The organism is Vibrio sp. Vb0598 (assembly GCF_033338935.1).
Taxonomy (GTDB): domain Bacteria; phylum Pseudomonadota; class Gammaproteobacteria; order Enterobacterales; family Vibrionaceae; genus Vibrio; species Vibrio alginolyticus.
Window position 1 is genome coordinate 79298 of the sequence record NZ_JAWOTP010000017.1, and the last position, 20962, is coordinate 100259.

Sequence of the window (20962 nt, forward strand, 5' to 3'; positions counted from 1 at the left end):
CTAAATACTGTAAATATAAACAGATAAGGAAGCATTCATGACGGCACAACAGCCTGTCAATCAACAAGATTTTTCGCTTGTTGAGCAATTCTTAGATGCGATGTGGATGGAGCGTGGCCTATCAGAGAACACGTTGGCTTCCTACCGAAACGATTTAATGAAGCTGCTCGTGTGGATGGAAAAACATCGATACCGTCTTGATTTTATCAGTTTGTCTGGCTTGCAAGAATATCAAAGCCACCTTGTAGATTTAGATTACAAACAGACGTCTCGTGCGCGTATGTTGTCGGCGATTCGCCGTTTATTTCAATACCTGCATCGTGAGAAGGTGCGTGCTGATGACCCGAGTGCGCTCTTGGTTAGCCCTAAACTGCCACAACGTTTACCCAAAGATATTAGTGAAGAGCAAGTGGACGCGTTGCTCGAAGCGCCAGACCCGAATGACCCTATAGAATTGCGCGATAAAGCGATGCTAGAGCTACTCTACGCGACAGGGTTGCGTGTGACAGAGCTCGTCAGTTTGACCATGGAAAATGTTAGCTTGCGCCAAGGGGTGGTGCGCGTGACTGGTAAAGGTGGTAAAGAACGCCTGGTTCCTATGGGGGAAAACGCGGTCGATTGGATCGAGACGTTCATTCAACAAGGGCGCCCTGCGTTACTTGGTGATACATCATCTGATATTGTTTTTCCTAGTAAACGCGCAAGACAAATGACTCGTCAGACGTTTTGGCACCGTATTAAGTACTATGCTTTGATAGCAGGGATTGATACTGATCAGCTGTCGCCGCACGTACTGCGGCATGCCTTTGCCACGCATTTATTGAACTATGGCGCAGATCTCAGGGTCGTACAGATGCTTTTAGGACATAGTGACTTATCGACCACGCAAATTTATACTCACGTGGCGACTGAACGATTGAAGCAGATCCACAGTCAACACCACCCAAGAGCGTAACAATGGTTAGATTCATCCATGTCTTCTTGGAAAAACGATTTTACATTAAGGTGAATTTCATGAGCGTATTACGCCGACTAACTCTGCTGACTTTACCATTTTTTGTTACCGCTTGTGGTGCAGAAGAAAGTCAGGCTCAAACGGAGACTCCTGCGCAACAAGTGGCGCCAGCTGCACAAAGCGGCTTTGATGAAGCAGCATTAAAAACTAAGTTCTCAAAGCTTGGTTTATCTATCGTTGATATTCAACCATCAGACGTCGCTGGCTTATTGGAAATTCAAACCAATGGCGGGATCCTGTTTGCTTCAAATGATGGTAGCCATTTTATCGCTGGTACGCTTTATGCCATTAATGATGATGGCAGTTACAAAGATGTCATAGCAGAGCGTCAAGCGCCGCTTAACGCCGAGAAAATTGCGCAGTTCTCCGATAGCATGATCGAATACAAAGCCGACGATGAAAAGTATGTTGTGACCGTATTCACAGATATCACCTGTGGTTACTGTGTGCGTCTGCATAGCCAAATGCAAGGCTATAATGATCTAGGTATTACAGTGCGTTACATGGCTTACCCTCGCCAAGGTGCAACTGGCCCTGTGGCAGAGCAAATGGCAACGATTTGGTGTGCTGAAGATCCGGCGTCGGCAATGCACAACGCGAAAGTGAATCGTACATTTGATAACCCTGCGAAAGACTTGAAACAGTGTAAAGAAACCATCCAGGCGCATTACAATCTAGGTCGCCAATTGGGTATTTCTGGTACGCCAGCAATCTTCTTACCGAATGGCGAAATGGTTGGTGGCTACCTACCACCTGCAGAGCTATTGAAACGTTTAAAGCAACTATAATCCTTTAGGAGCAGAGCCGGCAAAGTTGTCGGCTCTTTCAAGCATGATAGAAATTCAACGACGTCCTGAACCAGATCTTTCCCTTCTTCCTGATTCCATTCCTCCGATTCTTAAACGTATCTACATCAACCGTGGGATAACGGATCTTTCACAATTAGAAACGTCGGCCCGTGGGTTGCATTCATATCAAAAACTCGGGGGGATTGAGCAAGCTGTCGATCTTTTGTTTCAGGCGATAAAAGAACAAAAACGCATCATCGTTGTCGGTGATTTTGACGCTGATGGTGCGACAAGCTCAGCATTATCAGTACTCGCGCTGCGTATGCTTGGTAGTCACAATGTGGATTACTTAGTGCCAAATCGTTTTGAAGACGGTTATGGGTTAAGTCCAGAAGTCGTTGACCAAGCCTTAGAGCTTGGCGCTGAGATGATCATGACGGTGGATAACGGCGTCTCATCAATCGAAGGTGTGCGTTACGCAAAAGAAAATGGCATTACCGTGCTCGTTACCGATCACCACTTGCCAGGACAAGTGTTGCCTGATGTGGATGCAATGGTGAACCCAAACCTTGAGAGCTGTAGCTTTCCATCTAAAGCGCTTGCGGGGGTGGGGGTCGCGTTTTATCTCATGATGGCACTATGCGTTCATATGCGAAAACACAATTGGTTTGCAGAACAGGGGATGCAAGAGCCCAAGTTGATGGAACTGATTGACCTTGTTGCACTGGGTACCGTCGCCGACGTCGTTCCATTGGATGAAAACAACCGCATTCTTGTACACCAAGGTTTGCAACGTATTCGTGCGGGCAAAGCGCGTCCCGGCATCCAAGCGTTAATTGAGGTCGCTAAGCGCGATGCGCGTCGTTTAGTTGCGTCCGATTTTGGCTTTGCTTTAGGTCCACGTATTAACGCAGCAGGTCGTCTTGATGACATGTCTTTCGGTGTTGAACTGCTGATGTGTAACAACATCCACGCAGCTCGTCGCATGGCAAGTGAATTGGATGGCTTGAACCAGACTCGTAAAGAGATTGAAGAAGGCATGAAGCAAGAAGCGATGGCTTTCTGTGAGCGCCTTCAGTTTGGTGAAGGCAATGAGCTTCCTTATGGCTTAGCCTTATTCCAACGTGATTGGCACCAAGGTGTGATTGGTATTTTGGCTTCGCGCATTAAAGAGAAGTTTCATCGTCCAGTCATTGCATTTGCTGATGGTGGAGAAGGGACGATTAAAGGCTCGTGTCGTTCTATTCCGGGGCTACACATGCGCGATGCGTTGGATTTCATCGACACGCAAAACCCGGGTTTGATCATCAAGTTTGGTGGACACGCCATGGCAGCAGGCTTAACGATTAAAGAGCAGGATTTTGAGCGTTTCAGTCGTTTGTTTGATGAAGTGGTAAAAAAGGAACTCGATGAAGCGGCGCTAAAAGGCGTGATCATGTCAGATGGCGAACTTAAGCCGGAAGAGTTCTCTATGCATGTTGCTGAACAGCTGCGATCGGGTGGCCCTTTTGGACAAGCTTTCCCAGAGCCAATCTTTGATGGTGAGTTTAAAGTACTGCATCAAAAGCTGGTGGGTGAGAAGCATCTTAAATTGATGTTAGAGCCGCTTTATAAAGGTCACCCTACCAATGTGATGATCGACGGTATCGCATTCAATGTTGATCTACGTCGATGGCCAGATGCATCGGTTAAAACAGTACGTCTCGCGTATAAGCTGGATGTGAATGAATTTCGTGGTAATCAATCATTGCAATTGATGATCGACCATATCGAAGCTAAGTAATACCTAGATCAACCTTTCTTATAGAGTACGGTTGCCCCTAAGTGGGCGTAAAATTTTATGACCGTGCTCTCTCTCACCGCAATCTGATTTCTCATCCGAAATTTTCCTGTATCTCGGTCACATTTTTCAGTAGAATTTCTCGGTTAAATTCTATTCTAAAATGTTGAGTAAACATGTTTGAAATCAATCCAATTAAAAACCGTCTGCAGGACGTGTCTCAGCGCACAAATGTCCTGAGGGGGTATCTTTGACTATGACGCGAAGAAAGAGCGTCTAGAAGAAGTCAACGCAGAACTTGAACAACCAGATGTATGGAACGAACCTGAGCGTGCGCAAGCACTGGGTAAAGAGCGTGCATCACTAGAAGCGGTTGTTGAAACCATTGATCAACTAGAGCAAGGTGTGGAAGATGTAGAAGGTCTTCTTGAGCTGGCTGTAGAAGAAGAAGATCAAGAAACATTTGACGAAATTGAACCAGAACTTGCTGAGTTGGAAGAGAAGCTAGAAAAGCTTGAATTCCGTCGTATGTTCTCTGGAGACCACGATAGCTCTGATTGTTACATCGATTTGCAAGCTGGCTCTGGTGGTACAGAAGCACAAGACTGGACTAACATGCTGCTGCGTATGTACCTACGTTGGGCAGAAGCGAAGGGCTTCAAAGCTGAAGTGATTGAAGTCTCTGAAGGTGAAGTCGCGGGTCTTAAGTCGGCAACAGTTCGCATCTCTGGTGAGTATGCGTACGGTTGGTTACGCACTGAAACGGGCGTTCATCGTCTTGTTCGTAAATCTCCGTTCGATTCAGGCGGTCGTCGCCATACGTCATTTGCTTCTGCGTTCATCTATCCAGAGATTGATGAAAACATCGACATCGACATTAATCCTTCCGACCTACGTATTGACGTTTACCGTGCGTCAGGCGCAGGTGGTCAGCACGTAAACACCACAGAATCTGCGGTACGTATTACGCACGTACCTACGAACACAGTGGTTCAGTGTCAGAATGACCGTTCTCAACATAAGAACAAAGATCAGGCAATGAAACAGCTTCGAGCGAAGCTATTTGAGCTTGAATTGCAAAAGCAAAATGCGGAAAAACAAGCTAATGAAGACGCTAAGTCTGACATTGGCTGGGGTAGCCAGATCCGTTCTTACGTATTGGATGACTCACGTATTAAGGACCTCCGTACGGGCATTGAAAACCGTAATACTCAAGCGGTTCTTGATGGCGATCTGGACAAATTTATTGAAGCTAGCCTGAAATCAGGTCTATAAAGCTTTTCACCGACAAAAACAGGATACATCGAAAATGACTGATGCTGTTCAAAACGAAACTGTACTAGAAGAAAATAAGCTGATTGCTGAACGCCGCGCTAAACTGGATGCAATCCGAAAGAGCTGCAAAGCGAACGGCCATCCAAACGACTTCCGTCGTGACACACTAGCGGGCGACCTTCAGAAAGAGTTCGGTGAAAAGACGAAGGAAGAGCTAGAAGAGCTTAACCACGTAGTAGCAATCGCTGGCCGTATCATGGCTAAACGTGGTCCATTCTTGGTAATTCAAGAAACTTCTGGCCGTATCCAAGCTTACGCTGACAAAGCGGTTCAAAAAGTACTTAAAGAAAAATACCAAGGTCTAGATATCGGTGACATCATCGGTGTTAAAGGTGCACTTCATAAGTCTGGTAAAGGTGACCTATACGTGAACATGGAAGAGTACGAGTTGCTAACCAAAGCACTACGTCCACTTCCAGAGAAGTTCCACGGTCTAACTGACCAAGAGATGCGTTACCGCCAACGTTACGTTGACCTGATCGTTAACGAAGACTCTCGTCAAGCGTTTGTAGTACGTTCTAAAGTCATGTCTGCAATCCGCAACTTCATGATCTCTAAGCAGTTCATGGAAGTTGAAACGCCAATGATGCACGTTATCCCTGGCGGTGCGAGTGCGCGTCCATTTATCACGCACCACAACGCACTAGACATGCCAATGTACCTACGTATCGCGCCAGAGCTATACCTGAAGCGTCTAGTTGTTGGTGGTTTTGATCGCGTATTCGAAATCAACCGTAACTTCCGTAACGAAGGCCTTTCTCCACGCCACAACCCAGAATTCACAATGATGGAATTCTACATGGCGTACGCAGACTACAAAGATCTGATGGACCTAACTGAAGAACTACTAAGCTCAGTGGCGCAAGAAGTTCTAGGTTCAACGTCAATGCCTTACGGTGATGAAACGGTTGAGTTTGGTGGTACTTACACTCGTATGAGCATGTTCGAAGCAATCAAGCACTACAACCCAGACCACGCGCAAATCCAAGCGCTAACAGAAGAAGACCTACAAAACCGTGATCTAATGGTTTCTATCGCGAAATCTGTTCACGTTGAAGTAGAACCTTTCTGGACATGTGGTCAGCTTCTTGAAGAGATCTTTGGTGAAACAGCAGAACCTAAGCTAATGCAGCCTACGTTCATCACTGGTTACCCAGCAGATATTTCTCCGTTGGCTCGTCGTAGCGATGATAACCCGTTCTTTACAGACCGCTTTGAGTTCTTTATCGGTGGCCGTGAAGTAGCGAACGGTTTCTCAGAGCTTAACGATGCTGAAGACCAAGATGCACGCTTTAAAGCACAGGTTGAAGCGAAAGAGTCTGGTGACGACGAAGCAATGTTCTACGATGCAGACTACATCACTGCTCTAGAGCACGGCCTACCGCCAACAGCAGGCCAAGGTATCGGTATCGACCGTTTGGTTATGCTACTGACTAACACGCACACTATCCGTGACGTGATCCTATTCCCTGCAATGCGCCCGCAAGCGTAATTCGATAGGATGAGTAAAAAACCACCTTCGGGTGGTTTTTTTTTGCCTTTTAGTTAAGTTAATTCAAGTTGTTGCATTTGCCTTTTAATGGGATATGCAAATAAACATTCGCCAAATCTCAATCTATTGCATAGTCTTAATACTGAGACAGACGTGAGGGGGCGGAGTCTCGATAATGTTACCCGCTCGCAAAGATAAGTTTGTGGCACAAAATTTCTATTAACAATGAAAAAGGGTTAGAGAATGGCTGGGCAGTTTAAGATGGATTCCATCCCGGGATCGCTTGTGGTAGTTGGCGGTACTTATGAGCCTTGGTTATCGGTACTGGAGCAAGTGGGCTGGAAGTGTCACCAAGTAGGTGATTTACGCAAAGCTAATACGCTGTTAGAAGATATTGGTCCATGTATCGGTATTGTTGATCTCAGCCATGACGAGTTCAGCTTGAATGGTTTGGCGAACTTAGTCAGCTCTCACAAACACGTACGTTGGTTAGCGTTTATTCGTGAATCTCAGCTTGGCACTGACACCATATGCCAGTTCATTGTTAACTTTTGTATCGACTTTTTCACAGCGCCGATCCCAGATGCACAGTTATTAAGCACAATAGGTCACCAGCTTGGCATGCTTAAGTTGGAGAAAAAAGTTTGGCCTAGTTTTGGTAGCAGTTTAGATATGGGTCTGATCGGTGAATCTATCCCGATGAAACGTTTACGCGATCAAGTGAAGCGCATTGGTCCAACGGACGTCAGCATTCTGATTTCTGGGGAAAGTGGGACTGGTAAAGAGGCGGTTGCTAGGGCCATCCATAAAGTCTCTTCACGCTCTCATAAACCGTTTATGGCAATTAACTGTCGCGCACTCAATGAACAACGTTTCCAAGCTGAAGTATTTGGTATTAACGCCGATGAAGATATGGAAGCATGCCTGCTTGAACAAGCAGATGGTGGCACCGTGTTGTTTAATGACATTCTTACCATTTCAAAAGAGCAGCAAATGAATCTGCTGAGATTCTTGCAAGAAGGCACCATTGATACCAAAGATGGCGTAAAAGCGGTTAACGTACGCATTCTTGCTGCTAACTCGTCAGATGTTGAAAAAGCTTTGATTGACGGTGACTTCAATGAAGAACTTTACCATTACATCAACGTTCTGCGCATCAATGTCCCTAGCTTGAAAGAACGTGCGAGTGACATCGCATTGCTGGCTCGTTTCTACTTACAAGAGTTCTCAAAAGAGTACAACTCGCAAGCAAAAAGCTTTTCTGAGGATGCATTCAAGGCACTGACACGTTATTTCTGGCCTGGAAATGTGCGTGAGCTGATGAACCAAGTGAAGCGAGCGGTATTAATGTCCGACAGCGTAATGATTGAAGAGCATCACTTAGATTTACCTCAACGTAATGACTCAAAGCGCAGCTTGAAATCAATCCGAGAGAAGAGTGAACGTGATGCGTTGCTGGTTGTTTTGGAATCTCATTCTGGTCAAGTTTCAAATGCGGCGAAAGAGCTCGGAGTTTCGCGTGCAACCATGTATCGACTACTTAATAAACATAACTTGATTTCCGAACAAGCCATGTAGTTGGCCTTTCCCTGTGTCAAATAGGCGAATAAATACAATAAAAGAGAGTGGCCACAGAGCCGCTCTTTTTATTTTTTGTTTGGTTTGATTTATAAAATCCGCAAATTTATATATTCCTCAGGTGAATATGTTATACATAAAAGTATATGAAACTAAATTGCGGTGTATTGATTTGTTTTTAATCAAAAAGGCAAAAAATGTTTGATATATATTCATCAAAGCTTACAATTTAACCGTAACTCAATGAGTTATACCTTTCATAAACGGATTAATTTTTAGCTAGGAGGCGCAAGATGAAACATTACGTTGTTAACACCACTGCTTGCGCTGATCGTATGCCTATCGCTCCGATAACCCTTAAATCGGATGATACCAATACCACTGGCTCACAAGATAAAAATTAATCCGTAACCTATCATATTTATTACTAGGCTGCGGGAAAGTAGCGGCTTAGTATCAACAGAATATTTCTGTTCATTTTACGCACTATTTTTCCCAGTCGAATACATCGATAATCGGAGAAAATATTATGCGTCACTCTATTTACTTACAATTGGCCACTTTGCTATTGAAAGCAGACCTTAAACGCGAAGAAAAGCAATGGCAGCGTACCATACGCCGAACTGCTCATGATATTCCATGGACGAATGTTCATCTATTGAGGGATATTGGTTTAGATCGCGATGGTCGTTCTACACGTGCCAATGTTCCGGATGCAGTAAAAGTTGAACGTCGAGTTCGTCACCTTCGTCGAGTCTTAACGTCGCGAATAATGACGTAATCGTTAGCGTGTTGGACTGGCAGAGTTGCTAACGAGTCAGTCAACACGCTTAACGTGCGATATGAAGTCATACTTCATTTGATAAACAGCTGATCTTGAAGATCAGCTGTTTTCGTTTGAAGGTGGTACCGTTAAGGGCAAGGATTCGAGTAAGTTGTACCTATTGCTTGAATTTCAGTAAGTAGTTCGTCGCTAAGTTGCAAATCAATACTGTCGATATTGGCCTTTAATTGGTCTAGGTTTGTTGCTCCGATAATGTTAGAAGCAACAAATGGACGCTGATTGACAAACGCGAGCGCCATTTGTGCAGGGTTTAGACCATGCTCTTGAGCTAAATTGACGTAAGCTTCGGTCGCTTTAACACCTTGTGGAGTGAAGTAGCGCGCAAAACGCTCCCACTTAGTGCATCGAGCGCCTTCAGGTTTTGCCCCGTTTAGGTATTTACCACTCAGGCAGCCAAATGCCAAAGGAGAGTAGGCAAGTAACTGAACGCCTTCGTAATGGCTGATTTCAGACAAGCCAACTTCGAAGCTGCGGTTCAATAAGTTATATGGGTTTTGAATGGAGACAATTCTTGGCAAATCGTGTTTTTCTGCCAAACGCAGTAGCGACATCACCCCCCACGGCGTCTCGTTGGATACGCCGATATAGCGCACTTTACCTGCATTCACTAATTCAGTAAGCGCTTCCAACGTTTCAATTAACGTGACTTCTTCTTGTTTGTCAGGGTATGGGTAGTTGAGTTGACCAAAGCAGTTGGTTTGACGCTGCGGCCAATGTAGTTGGTACAAATCGACATAATCGGTTTGTAGACGATTAAGGCTGTCATCAATTGCTGTATGGATGTGGCGACGATTAAGGCTCATGTTGTCTCTAATGTGAGGAACATTTCGAGGGCCTGCCACTTTTGTTGCCAGTACTACTTTTTCTCTTTTGCCGCTTTTTGCTAACCAATTACCGATGTATTGCTCGGTGAGCCCTTGTGTTTCCGAGTTTGGCGGTACAGGGTACATCTCTGCGGTATCGATGAAGTTCACCCCATGATCGAGGGCAAAGTCGAGCTGCTCAAAGGCGTCCTTTTCTGTGTTTTGCTCGCCAAACGTCATAGTGCCGAGGCAGATTTTACTGATCTCAAGTGATGAGTGCGGTAGTTTTGTGTATTGCATATCACGTCCTTGAAGAGTTACCGACTAAATAAGTGACTCCAATATAGGGGATTTTTAGCCGCAATCGCAAATGATTTACGTATAAAGGAAGAGCAAACTCGAAAGCTACAGTTAGCCTAACTACACTTAAATGATCGTGTGAAGGAGGTATGTTATGCAGAAGCATCAATTGGACATGTGGCTACATGGTCCACATAAAGATACTTATAAAACTCCCAAAGTATTTGTGATTGGGTGTTCTGATGTCTCTGACTATCTTTTAGCTGTGGAGTACAAGCATCAACTTGAGCCGATTAAAGACGGTGAAGACCCGATACATTTTGGCTCTCTAGACTTAGTAAAAGAAGAACTATTGAGGCTAGGGGTCGATAAAGCGTATTTAAGGCTGCGCAATGCGTATGACGAATGTGGCACTGAAGAGGCAGCCTCGTACTGCGATATTGAGTTATCGCTCGTGACGCACTAAATAGCTGATATGGTTTTATTCTGGTTGAGTGTTAATGTAGTGCTTGAGTAAGATCTGTTCAGTAAACTGTGTTCTAAGGTAAAAGCCTCGGGGCAGAGTTTTCATCGGCTTACCATTTGAGTTGTATGCTTCGGTGAGCGCTTTTGCATTTGCGGCTTTAGGGCGAAGATGCAGCGCTTCTCCGTGTCTGGCGGAAATTTGATCAAATCTTCCCAAGACGATCATCTCCATTAACTCTTCCCAGTCATTTCGCAAAATCCGCTCTTCTTCTTCATCTGGTGACCAAATGAGTGGACTGCCCACACGTCTTTCAGCGAGTGGGATTTCTCGTTCTCCTTCTACGGGTACCCAAAGCACACGAGATAGCTTGTTTCGAACATGACTTGTTTCCCATGTAAGACCATGAACACCAGTGAGGGGAGCCACAGAAACAAAGGTTGTTTCTAAAGGTTTGCCAGAATAACTGATCGGAATACTTTTCAACTCGATCCCTAGGTTTGCGAAATCTTGTTGAGGTTTACTGCCAGCTGGAGCGCCCAAGTGCCATTCGAGTAATTGACCCACCCAACCTTTATCACGTTTTAAGTTTTCAGGAACAATCATATTCGCCTCGGCGGCCAACTCAGCAAAACTGAGTCCTGCCATATCATGTGCTCGTTCCAATAGCTCTGCTTCTGTTTGTGGTTCTGGTTTCATAGTTACAAGGTGGTATTACAAAAAATATAGTTTATCAAACTCCGACCAAATCTACTGTTTAAGATTTCACCGAGGCGGTGTAAGAACGATCAATTCATAACTTATCCACAGGTGGAGGAGGTATTGATAAGATCCTGACGGGGTCTGTATGAATAAACAGGGGTTAAAATGCATTTTTGGGGTTGATTTTGTTGTAATCATCTAAACGAATAGCAGGTAAGTGTGGATAAATAGCCTATTGGTGGATCTTTGACCGATCTGAGTTTGGTGAAAAGATCATCAAGAAATTGAAGATCGAATTATCGTTATTTTTAAAAATAAATACTTTTTTATCAATGTTTTATGTTTGTTTTTTTGTTTATTCATTTGTTTTTCATTTGATGGGATTAAACTGAATTACTCATTTGAATTGAATTCTTCACAAAGTTATTCACAGAAAAGGTGAATAAATGTGGGCAATGTCTCACTCTTGTGTTGATAAGGTATGGTTTGATTAAAAGATATCCAAAAATGCTGAAAAGGTAATAAATCTTGCTCATATCACATCAGTAAGTTTGCTAGTAATGGGGATATGTGGAAAAATCACGGTAATAAAAAATTTATTCATAGAGGTTAGCCAGTGATAGATGGCGATGGTTACCGACTTAATGTTGGTATTGTGATATGTAATAACCATGGTCAGGTCTTCTGGGCTAAACGATACGGGCAACACTCATGGCAATTTCCACAAGGTGGGATTGACGAAGGTGAAACCCCTGAACAAGCCATGTTCAGGGAGTTATACGAAGAAGTCGGTTTAACGAAAAAAGACGTTAAGATCATTGCAACAAGTCGTCATTGGTTAAGATATAAGCTACCAAAGCGATTGGTGCGTTGGGACTCCAAGCCTGTTTGTATCGGCCAAAAACAGAAATGGTTTCTGCTGAGATTAGAATGCGATGAGTCTCGCATTAATATGCAACGCGGAAAATCCCCTGAATTTGATGGTTGGCGCTGGGTAAGTTACTGGTATCCAGTTAGGCAAGTTGTTTCTTTCAAGCGAGATGTTTATCGACGAGCGATGAAAGAATTTGCATCCTTAGCCATGCCTTTTCGAGAGAGAAAAGCGAAAGGGAAAAGAAAAAAGCAACGTAGAGGATAATCATGCTCAGTCAGCTAAGGGAAATAGTTGAGAAAGTCTCCAGGGTCGATGATGTGCATCTGGCACTCGATATATTGGTGAAAGAGACTTGTGCTGCCCTTAGTACTGAGTGCTGTACTATCTATCTTGCTAATGAAGAAATGCAGCGCCTTGAGTTAATGGCAACTCAAGGCCTTATTTTTGAAGGTGATAGTATTCATATCAACTTCAATGAAGGCTTGGTTGGGTTGGTAAAACGAAGCGCTGAACCCCTTAACCTTGCCGAAGCCTCAAAACACCCCGAGTTCAAATTCTTTCCTCAACTCGGCGAACAGATTTACCACTCTTTTTTAGCTACTCCAATCATTCATCGTAAACAAGTTTTAGGTGTGTTGGTGATCCAACAAAAAACGCCGCGCTTGTTTAGTGAAATGGAAGAATCGTTTCTTGTTACCTTATCCGCTCAGTTAGCGGTGCTCATTGCACATGCGCAGAATCTTGGGCATTGGCAGTTAGCATCTAAACCCACGGTATTAAAAGGTTTGCCTGCGTCTACTGGTGTCGCGATTGGAGAGTTTTGGTTCGACAATACCCAGCCGAGTTTATCGGATATTTTCCCTTCGTCCACGTTAGATAAGGAACGCGAGCACGAGACACTACTGGTGGCCATAGAGCGAGCGTTAAATGACTTTCGCCGCATGCGGAAAAAACTGGACAGTGAAATCAACAAAGATGCGCTGGCGATCTTCGATCTGTTTACTCACTTACTGAATGATCCGATGCTTCGCGGTGATTTGAAGAAGCAGATTGAAAAAGGAGACAGGGCAGACTGGGCGTTACGCCAAGTTGTAGAGTCATACTCGAATCGATTTGCAAGAATGTCGGATGTATACATGCGTGAAAGAGCGCAAGATATCCGAGAGTTAGGGCAAAGGCTGCTCTATTTTCTGCACAACAGTGAGCAAGAAAATTCTGCAATTGATCGTCCCATTATTTTGGTGGCGAACGAACTCACTGCCACCTTGCTCGCTTCTGTACCTAAAGAGTTTTTGTTAGCCGTCGTATCATTAGAGGGAGGCGCAAACTCTCACGCTGCCATTTTATCTCGAGCTCTTGGGGTCCCTGCAGTCATGGGCGCCAACATTAATCCGGATGTGGTGAATGGCAAACTCGGGATAGTCGACGGCTATACGGGTGAGATCTTCTTAGAGCCAAACCGCCAGTTGTTGCGAGAGTATCGCAGCTTAGTAAGCGAAGAGTCTGAACTGTTTGCCATGGTAAACAAGGACCTCGCACTCCCTGCGGTTACGCAAGATAATCACCATATCGAAATTATGCTGAATGCGGGACTCAGTGCAGACAGTAATATTGCCATCAACACAGGTGTTGATGGTGTTGGGTTGTACCGAACTGAGATTGCATTTTTACTTCAGCATCACTTTCCTTCGGAAGATGAACAGTATCATCAATACCAAGCAATACTTAACAGCTATCCGAATCAACGAGTAGTGATGCGTACTTTGGATATTGGTGGTGACAAACCTTTGCCGTATTTGCCCATCGAAGAAGATAATCCGTTTCTAGGCTGGCGTGGCATTCGTTTTACATTGGATCATCCAGACATTTTCTTGATCCAGCTGCGTGCAATGTTAAGAGCGAGTGCAGAAAGCGGAAACTTAAGTATCTTATTGCCAATGGTGTCAGGGGTAAAAGAGCTAGACGATGCCATTAGCTTGATTAATCAAGCTCACAGCGAAGCCGTTTTGCTTGATGATAGAATTCAATTCCCACAAATTGGGGTCATGATTGAAGTACCATCGATGGTGTATCTGTTGCCAACGATCGCTCACCGTGTTGATTTTGTTTCTGTCGGGACAAACGATTTAACTCAGTATTTATTAGCGGTAGATAGGAACAATTCGCGCGTAGCGGATGTCTATGAATCTATGCATCCTGCGGTACTGTTAGCGCTTAAGCAAATCCATGAGGTGTGTGATAAATATCAGGTGCCCGTGTGTATTTGTGGTGAGCTAGCGGGTGATCCATTTGGCGCTCTTCTCTTACTTGGGTTAGGGTATACCAGTTTGAGTATGAACACCTCCAATGTGGCTAAGGTGAAATATTTGATTCGTCATAGCCAACAAGAAGAATTAGAAAAATTAGCGGAGCAAGCAATGACAAAGTCCTATGGGGAGGACATTCATCAAATGATGCATGACTTCTTCATTCAACAGGGCTTTGCGGGCTTTATCCGTGCAGGTAAAAAGTAGGAAATCGTGACCGTCTCTTTATTTTTGTTATTGTTGGCGCTAGGCGCTTTTGTGGGTGTGATGGCGGGGTTACTCGGTATCGGTGGTGGTTTGATTGTTGTTCCTGCCTTGTTGTATTTGCTTCCTCTTGCTGGGATCTCTCCAGAAATGAGTATGCACATGGCCTTAGCCACTTCGTTAGCGAGTATTATTGTCACGTCTGGCTCATCGGCGATGAATCACCTTAAGCTCGGCAATGTCGATATGTTTGTCGTAAAATGGTTGATGCCTGGTGTGGTCATTGGTGGCTTTGTTGGTGCCAATATTGCTGAGTGGATCCCTACACACTATTTGCCGAAAGTGTTTGGTGTCATTGTTCTTTGCCTGTCAGTACAAATGTTTCGTTCCATTAAAGTTACGAGCAGTAAACCTATGCCGAGCAGCCCTGTGACTGTAGTTTACGGCACGGGAATTGGTGTCGTATCAAGCCTTGCTGGTATTGGTGGTGGCTCACTGTCGGTACCATTTTTAAATAAACATGGGATAGAGATGCGTAAAGCGGTGGGCTCATCCTCCGTTTGTGGTTGCGTGATTGCTATTTCTGGTATGATCGGCTTCATCTTACATGGCTATAAAGTGGAAGGCTTACCTTCATACAGTATTGGCTATGTTTATCTTCCCGCTTTATTAGCGATTGCTATGGCCTCGATGCTCACAACAAAAGTGGGTGCGAAGCTCGCAACTAACCTTCCAACAGCGGTATTAAAAAAGATATTCGCGGTGTTCTTAATGTTTGTTGCAGCGACCATGCTGCTCTAAGTTTGTACCCAAGTCATTCTCGCTGAACCAAGCATCTAGAGGTTACTTGGGTATATTTATTTTGTTGTGATAAGAAGAGAATGATTTATGTCTCAGGGATATATTGAATTTCCCAATATTGATCCGGTTTTAATCTCTATTGGTCCTGTTTCGGTTCGTTGGTACGGTTTGATGTACCTTGTTGGCTTTATGTTTGCTCTATGGTTAGCGAACCGACGTGCGGATAAGCCTGGAAGTGGTTGGACACGAGAGCAGGTTTCTGATTTGTTGTTCGCAGGCTTCCTTGGCGTGGTGATTGGTGGCCGTGTAGGCTACGTGCTTTTCTACAATTTTGAGCTCTTCCTGGCTGACCCTTTGTATCTATTTAAAGTGTGGACTGGTGGTATGTCTTTCCACGGGGGCTTACTGGGTGTGATTACTGCGATGTTCTGGTATGCACACAAAAACGGGCGAACTTTCTTCGGTGTTGCTGACTTTATCGCGCCGCTTGTGCCATTTGGTTTGGGTATGGGGCGTTTAGGTAACTTCATGAACAGCGAGTTGTGGGGCCGAGTAACGGATGTGCCTTGGGCGATCGTTTTCCCAAATGGCGGTCCACTGCCACGTCATCCATCACAGCTTTATGAAATGGCGCTTGAAGGTATCGTCCTTTTCTTCATTTTGAATTGGTTCATCAAGAAACCTCGTCCTCTAGGTTCTGTTTCAGGACTCTTTCTTGCGGGTTACGGAACCTTCCGTTTCCTAGTAGAATACGTGCGCGAACCAGACGCTCATTTGGGTTTATTCGGTGGCTTTATTTCCATGGGACAGATTTTATCCCTGCCAATGGTGGTTATCGGTGTCCTCATGATGGTTTGGGCATACAAACGTGGTCATTACAAAGACGAATTACCACAAAAGACGAAGTAAGGTATTGGTGTGAAACAGTATTTAGATTTGTGTCAACGCATCGTTGACCAAGGTGTTTGGGTTGAAAATGAGCGTACAGGCAAGCGCTGCCTGACCGTAATCAACGCGGATTTAACCTACGATGTTGCGAACAATCAATTTCCGTTGGTCACCACACGTAAAAGTTTTTGGAAAGCAGCCGTTGCAGAGCTACTAGGGTACATTCGTGGTTACGATAATGCGGAAGATTTTCGTAAGCTGGGCACGAAAACCTGGGATGCCAATGCCAACCTAAATGATGCCTGGTTGAATAACCCATACCGTAAAGGCGAAGACGACATGGGCCGTGTCTATGGGGTTCAAGGGCGCGCCTGGGCGAAACCTGATGGTGGTCATGTTGACCAGCTACGTAAGATAGTGGATGACTTAACGCGTGGCGTTGATGACCGCGGTGAAATCTTGAACTTCTACAACCCGGGTGAGTTCCACATGGGGTGCTTGCGTCCTTGTATGTACAGTCACCATTTTTCATTGCTGGATGATACGCTTTACCTGAATAGTACTCAGCGTTCGTGTGATGTACCGCTTGGCTTAAACTTCAATATGGTTCAAGTTTACGTGTTCTTGGCGATTATGGCGCAAATTACGGGCAAGAAACCTGGTCAGGCATTTCATAAGATTGTGAATGCTCACATTTATGAAGACCAGCTTGAACTGATGCGCGATGTTCAGTTGAAGCGTGAGCCATTAAAAGCGCCGACGTTCCATATCAACCCAGAGATTAAATCTCTAGAAGATTTGGAAACATGGGTCACACTGGATGACTTTTGGGTTGAAGGGTACGAGCATCACGATCCTATTCGTTACCCATTCTCAGTGTAACGAGTATCGTTCTTCAAGATATAGAAAAAGCTCCGAATGGAGCTTTTTTCTTTTTTGTACTTAGAAGGTATTATTTTAGTGCACTGACAATATAACGGTGAATTGGGCTGGTCTGCATCGGTGTGGATAGTGCCGGGCTAATAAACTTAGGTTGAGTGAATATTTCTTTACTCACTAATGAACGGATAAGCTCAAAGTACTTCAGCTCAGTTTTCCCGCACAACAATAGTGAAAAGTCATCGCCCAATTTATCATAGGCATTGAGCACCTCTCGGAATCCTCTAAGATACAAGTAATCCTTCGTTAAACCTCCACCTCGATAGACTCGGGCAGTCGTTGTAAATGCTTGAAGATCAGAAGCTTTATACTGTTCTTTTAATAGCATGAACGTATGGCGGAAATCGCGATCCTTGATCATCGACTCTACTGCCAGAACTCGTAAGGCTAAGGTTCTTAGGCGCTTGATACTGAAATGTCCTGACAGATACTCACATAATATAGCCAGCCCTTCTTGAGTGTTGGTATTGGCAGGACAACCTAAGCTCAGGACTTTTAGCGGTTGTTGACGACCGTTAAGCGTAGTCAGGAGATGTACTCCCATTTCATGATGTGCAAGAGCCTCCAGCTCATCAGTGGTGATGTACGCCGCGTGGTTAATTTTGACTCGAGACCCTGAAACTAGTGCGTTTGCTAACATCCCGTCCAACACCTGTATTTCACATGCATACCCATTGCGTTGAGCAAAATTTTGCATGAAACGTGCTATTGCACGGCTATCGTGCTGAGGTTCTTTTTCTTCTTCTGTAGGAAGGTGCAATATGAAATGGGCGTTGGCAATATCTTTGGCGCTCGGTTCCCCATAATAGCGTAAGGAGTTATAAAGAAACTCTTGCGTGCCGATGGTATTCACTTGATCCAGTTTATCTGCATAAGACTGAATTACATCCGCGTATAGCCTCTGCAGTTGGGTGTCTTGAATGTTTTCTAGAGGTAGCTCATATAGGCGTCGCTTTGCGCTGTGGGTATCTACGTTAGTAATTGAATATTGAAAATTAGGCTCTTGAGAATATTTGTTTTTAATGAAACGTTCTCTTTCTTGAGCATAATTAAGAGGATTCACGCTACTGAGGATATCAATATCAGCAACCAGTTGGGTTAGGTTTTCGTCTATTGCGAGTAGCTGATCAGAAATAGCGTCATTAAGCTGCGTCATGTTGTCGACTCCAAATGAGATAGCTCAGCATAAGCATGCTGATGTGGCTCAAATTATCACCGGACAATCGATTTGAACAGTTTAATTATCATAAAAAAGGCTCCACTATGTGGAGCCTAAACAATAAGCGATGGTATGTCGTTGTTGTTACGTTGTTAGGGCTAGAATTGCACCTGGTAGAATAACGAATACTGACATTAGGTAACCACCAACAACTGCTTTATTCTTAATAGCCATTTCAGAAATCATCTCAGCGCCTTTAACCGGAATCTCACGTAGGAATGGAATTCCAAAGATAAACAGCGTCGCCATGATGTTAAATACTAAGTGGACTAGAGCGATTTGTAGTGCGAATACTGCGAACTCTCCAGATACCGCTGTCGCTGCTAGTAGTGCTGTAATACAAGTACCAATGTTAGCACCCAGAGTGAAAGGGTAGATATCTCGTACTTTCAACACGCCAGTACCAACCAACGGAACCATTAAACTTGTCGTGGTTGAGGAAGATTGTACTAGAACAGTCACGATTGAGCCTGATACGATGCCGTGAATAGGACCACGACCGATGGCGTTTTTCAAAATTTCACGTGCGCGACCAACCATTAGGCTCTTCATCAATTTACCCATCACTGTGATTGCAACGAAGATAGTCGCAATACCCAAAGCAATAAGCATGACGCCGCCAACAGTATCACCGAAGGTAGAAAGTGGCTCTTTAATTGCGCCTACGACTGGCTTTGTAATTGGTTTAATAAAGTTGAAGCCCTTAATGCTCATATCACCAGTAGCAAGCAGTGGAGAAACAAGCCAGTGAGAAACTTTCTCTAAAATGCCGAACATCATTTCCAACGGAAGGAAAATAGCGACAGCAAGCAAGTTGAAGAAGTCGTGAATGGTTGCACTTGCAAATGCACGTTTGAACTCTTCTTTACAGCGCACGTGGCCAAGAGACACAAGCGTATTGGTCACTGTGGTACCAATGTTAGCACCCATCACCATAGGGATAGCGGTTTCTACAGGTAAGCCACCTGCAACCAAGCCTACAATAATAGACGTTACAGTACTTGAAGACTGAATTAAGGCTGTTGCCACCAAGCCGATCATTAGACCTGCAACTGGGTGTGCGGCAAATTCAAATAGCACCTTAGCTTGATCGCCAGTTGCCCATTTAAAGCCACTACCAACCATAGATACTGCTAGAAGAAGCAGATATAACATGAATGCCAAGTTAGCCCAGCGTAACCAACGAGCTGTGCTCGAAATTGGTGCCACTGTTGAAGTAGCTTGGTTCATCATAATTTTCTCCGTTGACCTTTCAGTTCATTTTTCGGTCTGTAGTTGAATCTGCGGGCGATGTTAGAGAACAAATATTTCAGTAATATTACAAATTTCTTGCTGTGAGAGATTTTTATTGTTCTTTTTGATAATGGCGTGAAAGAAGAAGAAAATTAATTTTTAACCTATTGATTTTAATGGTTAAATTTTGATTTCGTTTTGTTTGGTTTTTGCGCTTTTTTTGTAGAAAAAATGCGCATCAGTTCAACTTTTATGACAGTATTGACTTTATACTTTCGGTAAAACTTATGCTTTTGTAAGGTATTGTATGGTTTTGTCGAGTTTATTGTTTGTCTCTGTCACATTTGGTATAAAAAGTATCACTTTCTTTTCGGGACTCGATCATGTCACATCTAAACTACAACCATCTCTATTATTTCTGGATGGTGTGCAAACAGGGCTCTGTAACTAAGGCGGCTGACGCGCTCTTCCTGACACCGCAAACCGTGACAGGACAGATTAAAGCGCTTGAAGAGCGCATGAAAGGAAAGTTAACCAAGCGCAATGGTCGTACAGTTGAGCCCACTGAGTTAGGTCAGCTTGTGTTTAAGTACGCCGACCGGATGTTCGGTTTGAGCTATGAGATGTTAGATATCGTCAATTACAGCCAGCACTCGAACATTCTATTTGAAGTTGGTGTAGCCGATGCATTATCTAAACGCTTGGTCAGTAAAGTACTGATGACGACCGTCCCGGAAGATAACAGTATTCATTTACGCTGTTATGAATCGACCCACGAACTGCTACTTGAACGCCTTTCTCAGCACAAGCTAGATATGATCCTTTCGGATTGTCCCGTTGATTCTACTCAAAGTCCTGGCCTTTATAGCAAAAAGTTAGGTGAAAGTAGCATGAGCTTTTTTGCTTCTTCTGAAATTGAAAATGTGCGATTCCCTGAGATCTTGGAACAAAAAAAACTTCTGATTCCCGCGAGCCGAACGGCTATGGGGCGTAAAGTTATTCAATGGTTTGATCGTCAAGGCCTTCAACCCAATGTGCTGGGGGAGTTTGATGATGTTGCGTTGATGAAAGCTTTTGCTCGGTACCACGATGATGTGATTTTCTTGGCACCGACCGTATACATGTCGGAGATTGAAGACGACCGAAATTTACAGCTAATTGGCCATGTCGATGGGCTAAAAGAAGAGTACTACGTGATTTTTGCGGAACGAATGATCCAACACCCCGCGGTAAAAAATGTTTGTGATGCTGATTTCAGTCAAATGTTTGAGTAAACCCGTATCGTTGCGTAAATAAATAGATTACTATCAATAAAAATATAATTCTAAATAATATCTAAGTAAGCAAGATACTTGTTTTAGTGAGCAAAACTATTAATTATTGATGGCGCACCAATTA

Annotated in this window: 18 protein-coding genes; 14 read left to right on the plus strand and 4 right to left on the minus strand. The window is 44.1% G+C overall.

The genetic code is table 11. The features are described from left to right. The first annotated feature begins 37 nt into the window (after positions 1 to 37). From xerD to R7Q38_RS16900, 7 genes are all read left to right on the plus strand, one after another. The gene (gene xerD / locus R7Q38_RS16870; protein ID WP_005381788.1) at positions 38 to 955 is read left to right on the plus strand and encodes a site-specific tyrosine recombinase XerD; all 918 of its coding nucleotides are present in this window, start codon (positions 38 to 40) and stop codon (positions 953 to 955) included. Between the two features lie 59 nt (positions 956 to 1014). Then, positions 1015 to 1803 (plus strand): bifunctional protein-disulfide isomerase/oxidoreductase DsbC, encoded by a 789-nt coding sequence (dsbC, locus tag R7Q38_RS16875; protein ID WP_005381786.1) that lies wholly within the window; start codon positions 1015 to 1017, stop codon positions 1801 to 1803. 43 nt (positions 1804 to 1846) lie between these two features. After that, the gene (gene recJ, locus R7Q38_RS16880; protein WP_017821504.1) at positions 1847 to 3586 is read left to right on the plus strand and encodes a single-stranded-DNA-specific exonuclease RecJ; all 1740 of its coding nucleotides are present in this window, start codon (positions 1847 to 1849) and stop codon (positions 3584 to 3586) included. Between the two features lie 173 nt (positions 3587 to 3759). Next, positions 3760 to 4858 (plus strand): peptide chain release factor 2 gene (gene prfB, locus R7Q38_RS16885; protein ID WP_100068604.1). Its coding sequence is split into 2 segments (ribosomal slippage): positions 3760 to 3834 and positions 3836 to 4858, totalling 1098 coding nucleotides; the frame shifts between segments, so codons are not numbered across the junction. A 34-nt stretch (positions 4859 to 4892) separates the two neighbouring features. Continuing rightward, positions 4893 to 6410, plus strand: coding sequence for a lysine--tRNA ligase (gene lysS / locus R7Q38_RS16890; RefSeq protein ID WP_137281723.1), 1518 nt, complete (start codon positions 4893 to 4895; stop codon positions 6408 to 6410). Between the two features lie 243 nt (positions 6411 to 6653). Beyond that, complete coding sequence (vpsR, locus tag R7Q38_RS16895; RefSeq protein WP_017635067.1) at positions 6654 to 7988, plus strand: cyclic-di-GMP-binding transcriptional regulator VpsR; 1335 nt, start codon at positions 6654 to 6656, stop codon at positions 7986 to 7988. A 529-nt stretch (positions 7989 to 8517) separates the two neighbouring features. Next, positions 8518 to 8769, plus strand: coding sequence for a hypothetical protein (locus R7Q38_RS16900; RefSeq protein ID WP_005381776.1), 252 nt, complete (start codon positions 8518 to 8520; stop codon positions 8767 to 8769). A gap of 131 nt (positions 8770 to 8900) precedes the next feature. Here the strand turns inward: R7Q38_RS16900 and R7Q38_RS16905 are convergent, their stop codons facing one another. Further along, a complete protein-coding gene (locus R7Q38_RS16905) occupies positions 8901 to 9935 on the minus strand; it encodes an NADP(H)-dependent aldo-keto reductase (protein WP_005381774.1) in 1035 nt (344 codons plus the stop codon). Between the two features lie 154 nt (positions 9936 to 10089). On the opposite strand from R7Q38_RS16905, the gene R7Q38_RS16910 reads away from it, so the two are divergent. Beyond that, positions 10090 to 10401 carry a DUF6482 family protein gene (locus R7Q38_RS16910; protein WP_005381772.1) on the plus strand — a complete coding sequence of 104 codons (312 nt, stop codon included), beginning with the start codon at positions 10090 to 10092 and terminating at the stop codon, positions 10399 to 10401. 15 nt (positions 10402 to 10416) lie between these two features. Here the strand turns inward: R7Q38_RS16910 and mutH are convergent, their stop codons facing one another. Then, on the minus strand, positions 10417 to 11097 hold the full coding sequence (gene mutH / locus R7Q38_RS16915) for a DNA mismatch repair endonuclease MutH (RefSeq protein WP_017635066.1): 681 nt from the start codon (positions 11095 to 11097) through the stop codon (positions 10417 to 10419). A 619-nt stretch (positions 11098 to 11716) separates the two neighbouring features. Between mutH and rppH the strand changes: the two genes are divergently transcribed. From rppH to R7Q38_RS16940, 5 genes are all read left to right on the plus strand, one after another. Beyond that, the gene (gene rppH / locus R7Q38_RS16920) at positions 11717 to 12238 is read left to right on the plus strand and encodes an RNA pyrophosphohydrolase (RefSeq protein ID WP_005381953.1); all 522 of its coding nucleotides are present in this window, start codon (positions 11717 to 11719) and stop codon (positions 12236 to 12238) included. A gap of 2 nt (positions 12239 to 12240) precedes the next feature. After that, the gene (gene ptsP, locus R7Q38_RS16925; RefSeq protein WP_104975865.1) at positions 12241 to 14487 is read left to right on the plus strand and encodes a phosphoenolpyruvate--protein phosphotransferase; all 2247 of its coding nucleotides are present in this window, start codon (positions 12241 to 12243) and stop codon (positions 14485 to 14487) included. Between the two features lie 6 nt (positions 14488 to 14493). Continuing rightward, positions 14494 to 15285 (plus strand): sulfite exporter TauE/SafE family protein, encoded by a 792-nt coding sequence (locus tag R7Q38_RS16930; RefSeq protein ID WP_005385965.1) that lies wholly within the window; start codon positions 14494 to 14496, stop codon positions 15283 to 15285. A gap of 87 nt (positions 15286 to 15372) precedes the next feature. Then, positions 15373 to 16194, plus strand: coding sequence for a prolipoprotein diacylglyceryl transferase (lgt, locus tag R7Q38_RS16935; RefSeq protein WP_005381948.1), 822 nt, complete (start codon positions 15373 to 15375; stop codon positions 16192 to 16194). Between the two features lie 9 nt (positions 16195 to 16203). After that, positions 16204 to 17055: a thymidylate synthase gene (locus tag R7Q38_RS16940; protein WP_005381947.1), complete on the plus strand. Its 852-nt coding sequence runs from the start codon at positions 16204 to 16206 to the stop codon at positions 17053 to 17055. A gap of 70 nt (positions 17056 to 17125) precedes the next feature. Here the strand turns inward: R7Q38_RS16940 and R7Q38_RS16945 are convergent, their stop codons facing one another. Then, positions 17126 to 18268, minus strand: a complete 1143-nt coding sequence (locus tag R7Q38_RS16945) for a flavohemoglobin expression-modulating QEGLA motif protein (protein ID WP_318114298.1) — start codon at positions 18266 to 18268, stop codon at positions 17126 to 17128. Positions 18269 to 18415: 147 nt separating this feature from the next. After that, positions 18416 to 19561, minus strand: coding sequence for a Na/Pi symporter (locus R7Q38_RS16950; RefSeq protein ID WP_025768431.1), 1146 nt, complete (start codon positions 19559 to 19561; stop codon positions 18416 to 18418). A 386-nt stretch (positions 19562 to 19947) separates the two neighbouring features. Between R7Q38_RS16950 and nhaR the strand changes: the two genes are divergently transcribed. Continuing rightward, positions 19948 to 20838, plus strand: coding sequence for a transcriptional activator NhaR (nhaR, locus tag R7Q38_RS16955; protein WP_005381942.1), 891 nt, complete (start codon positions 19948 to 19950; stop codon positions 20836 to 20838). The last annotated feature ends 124 nt before the right edge of the window (positions 20839 to 20962 follow it).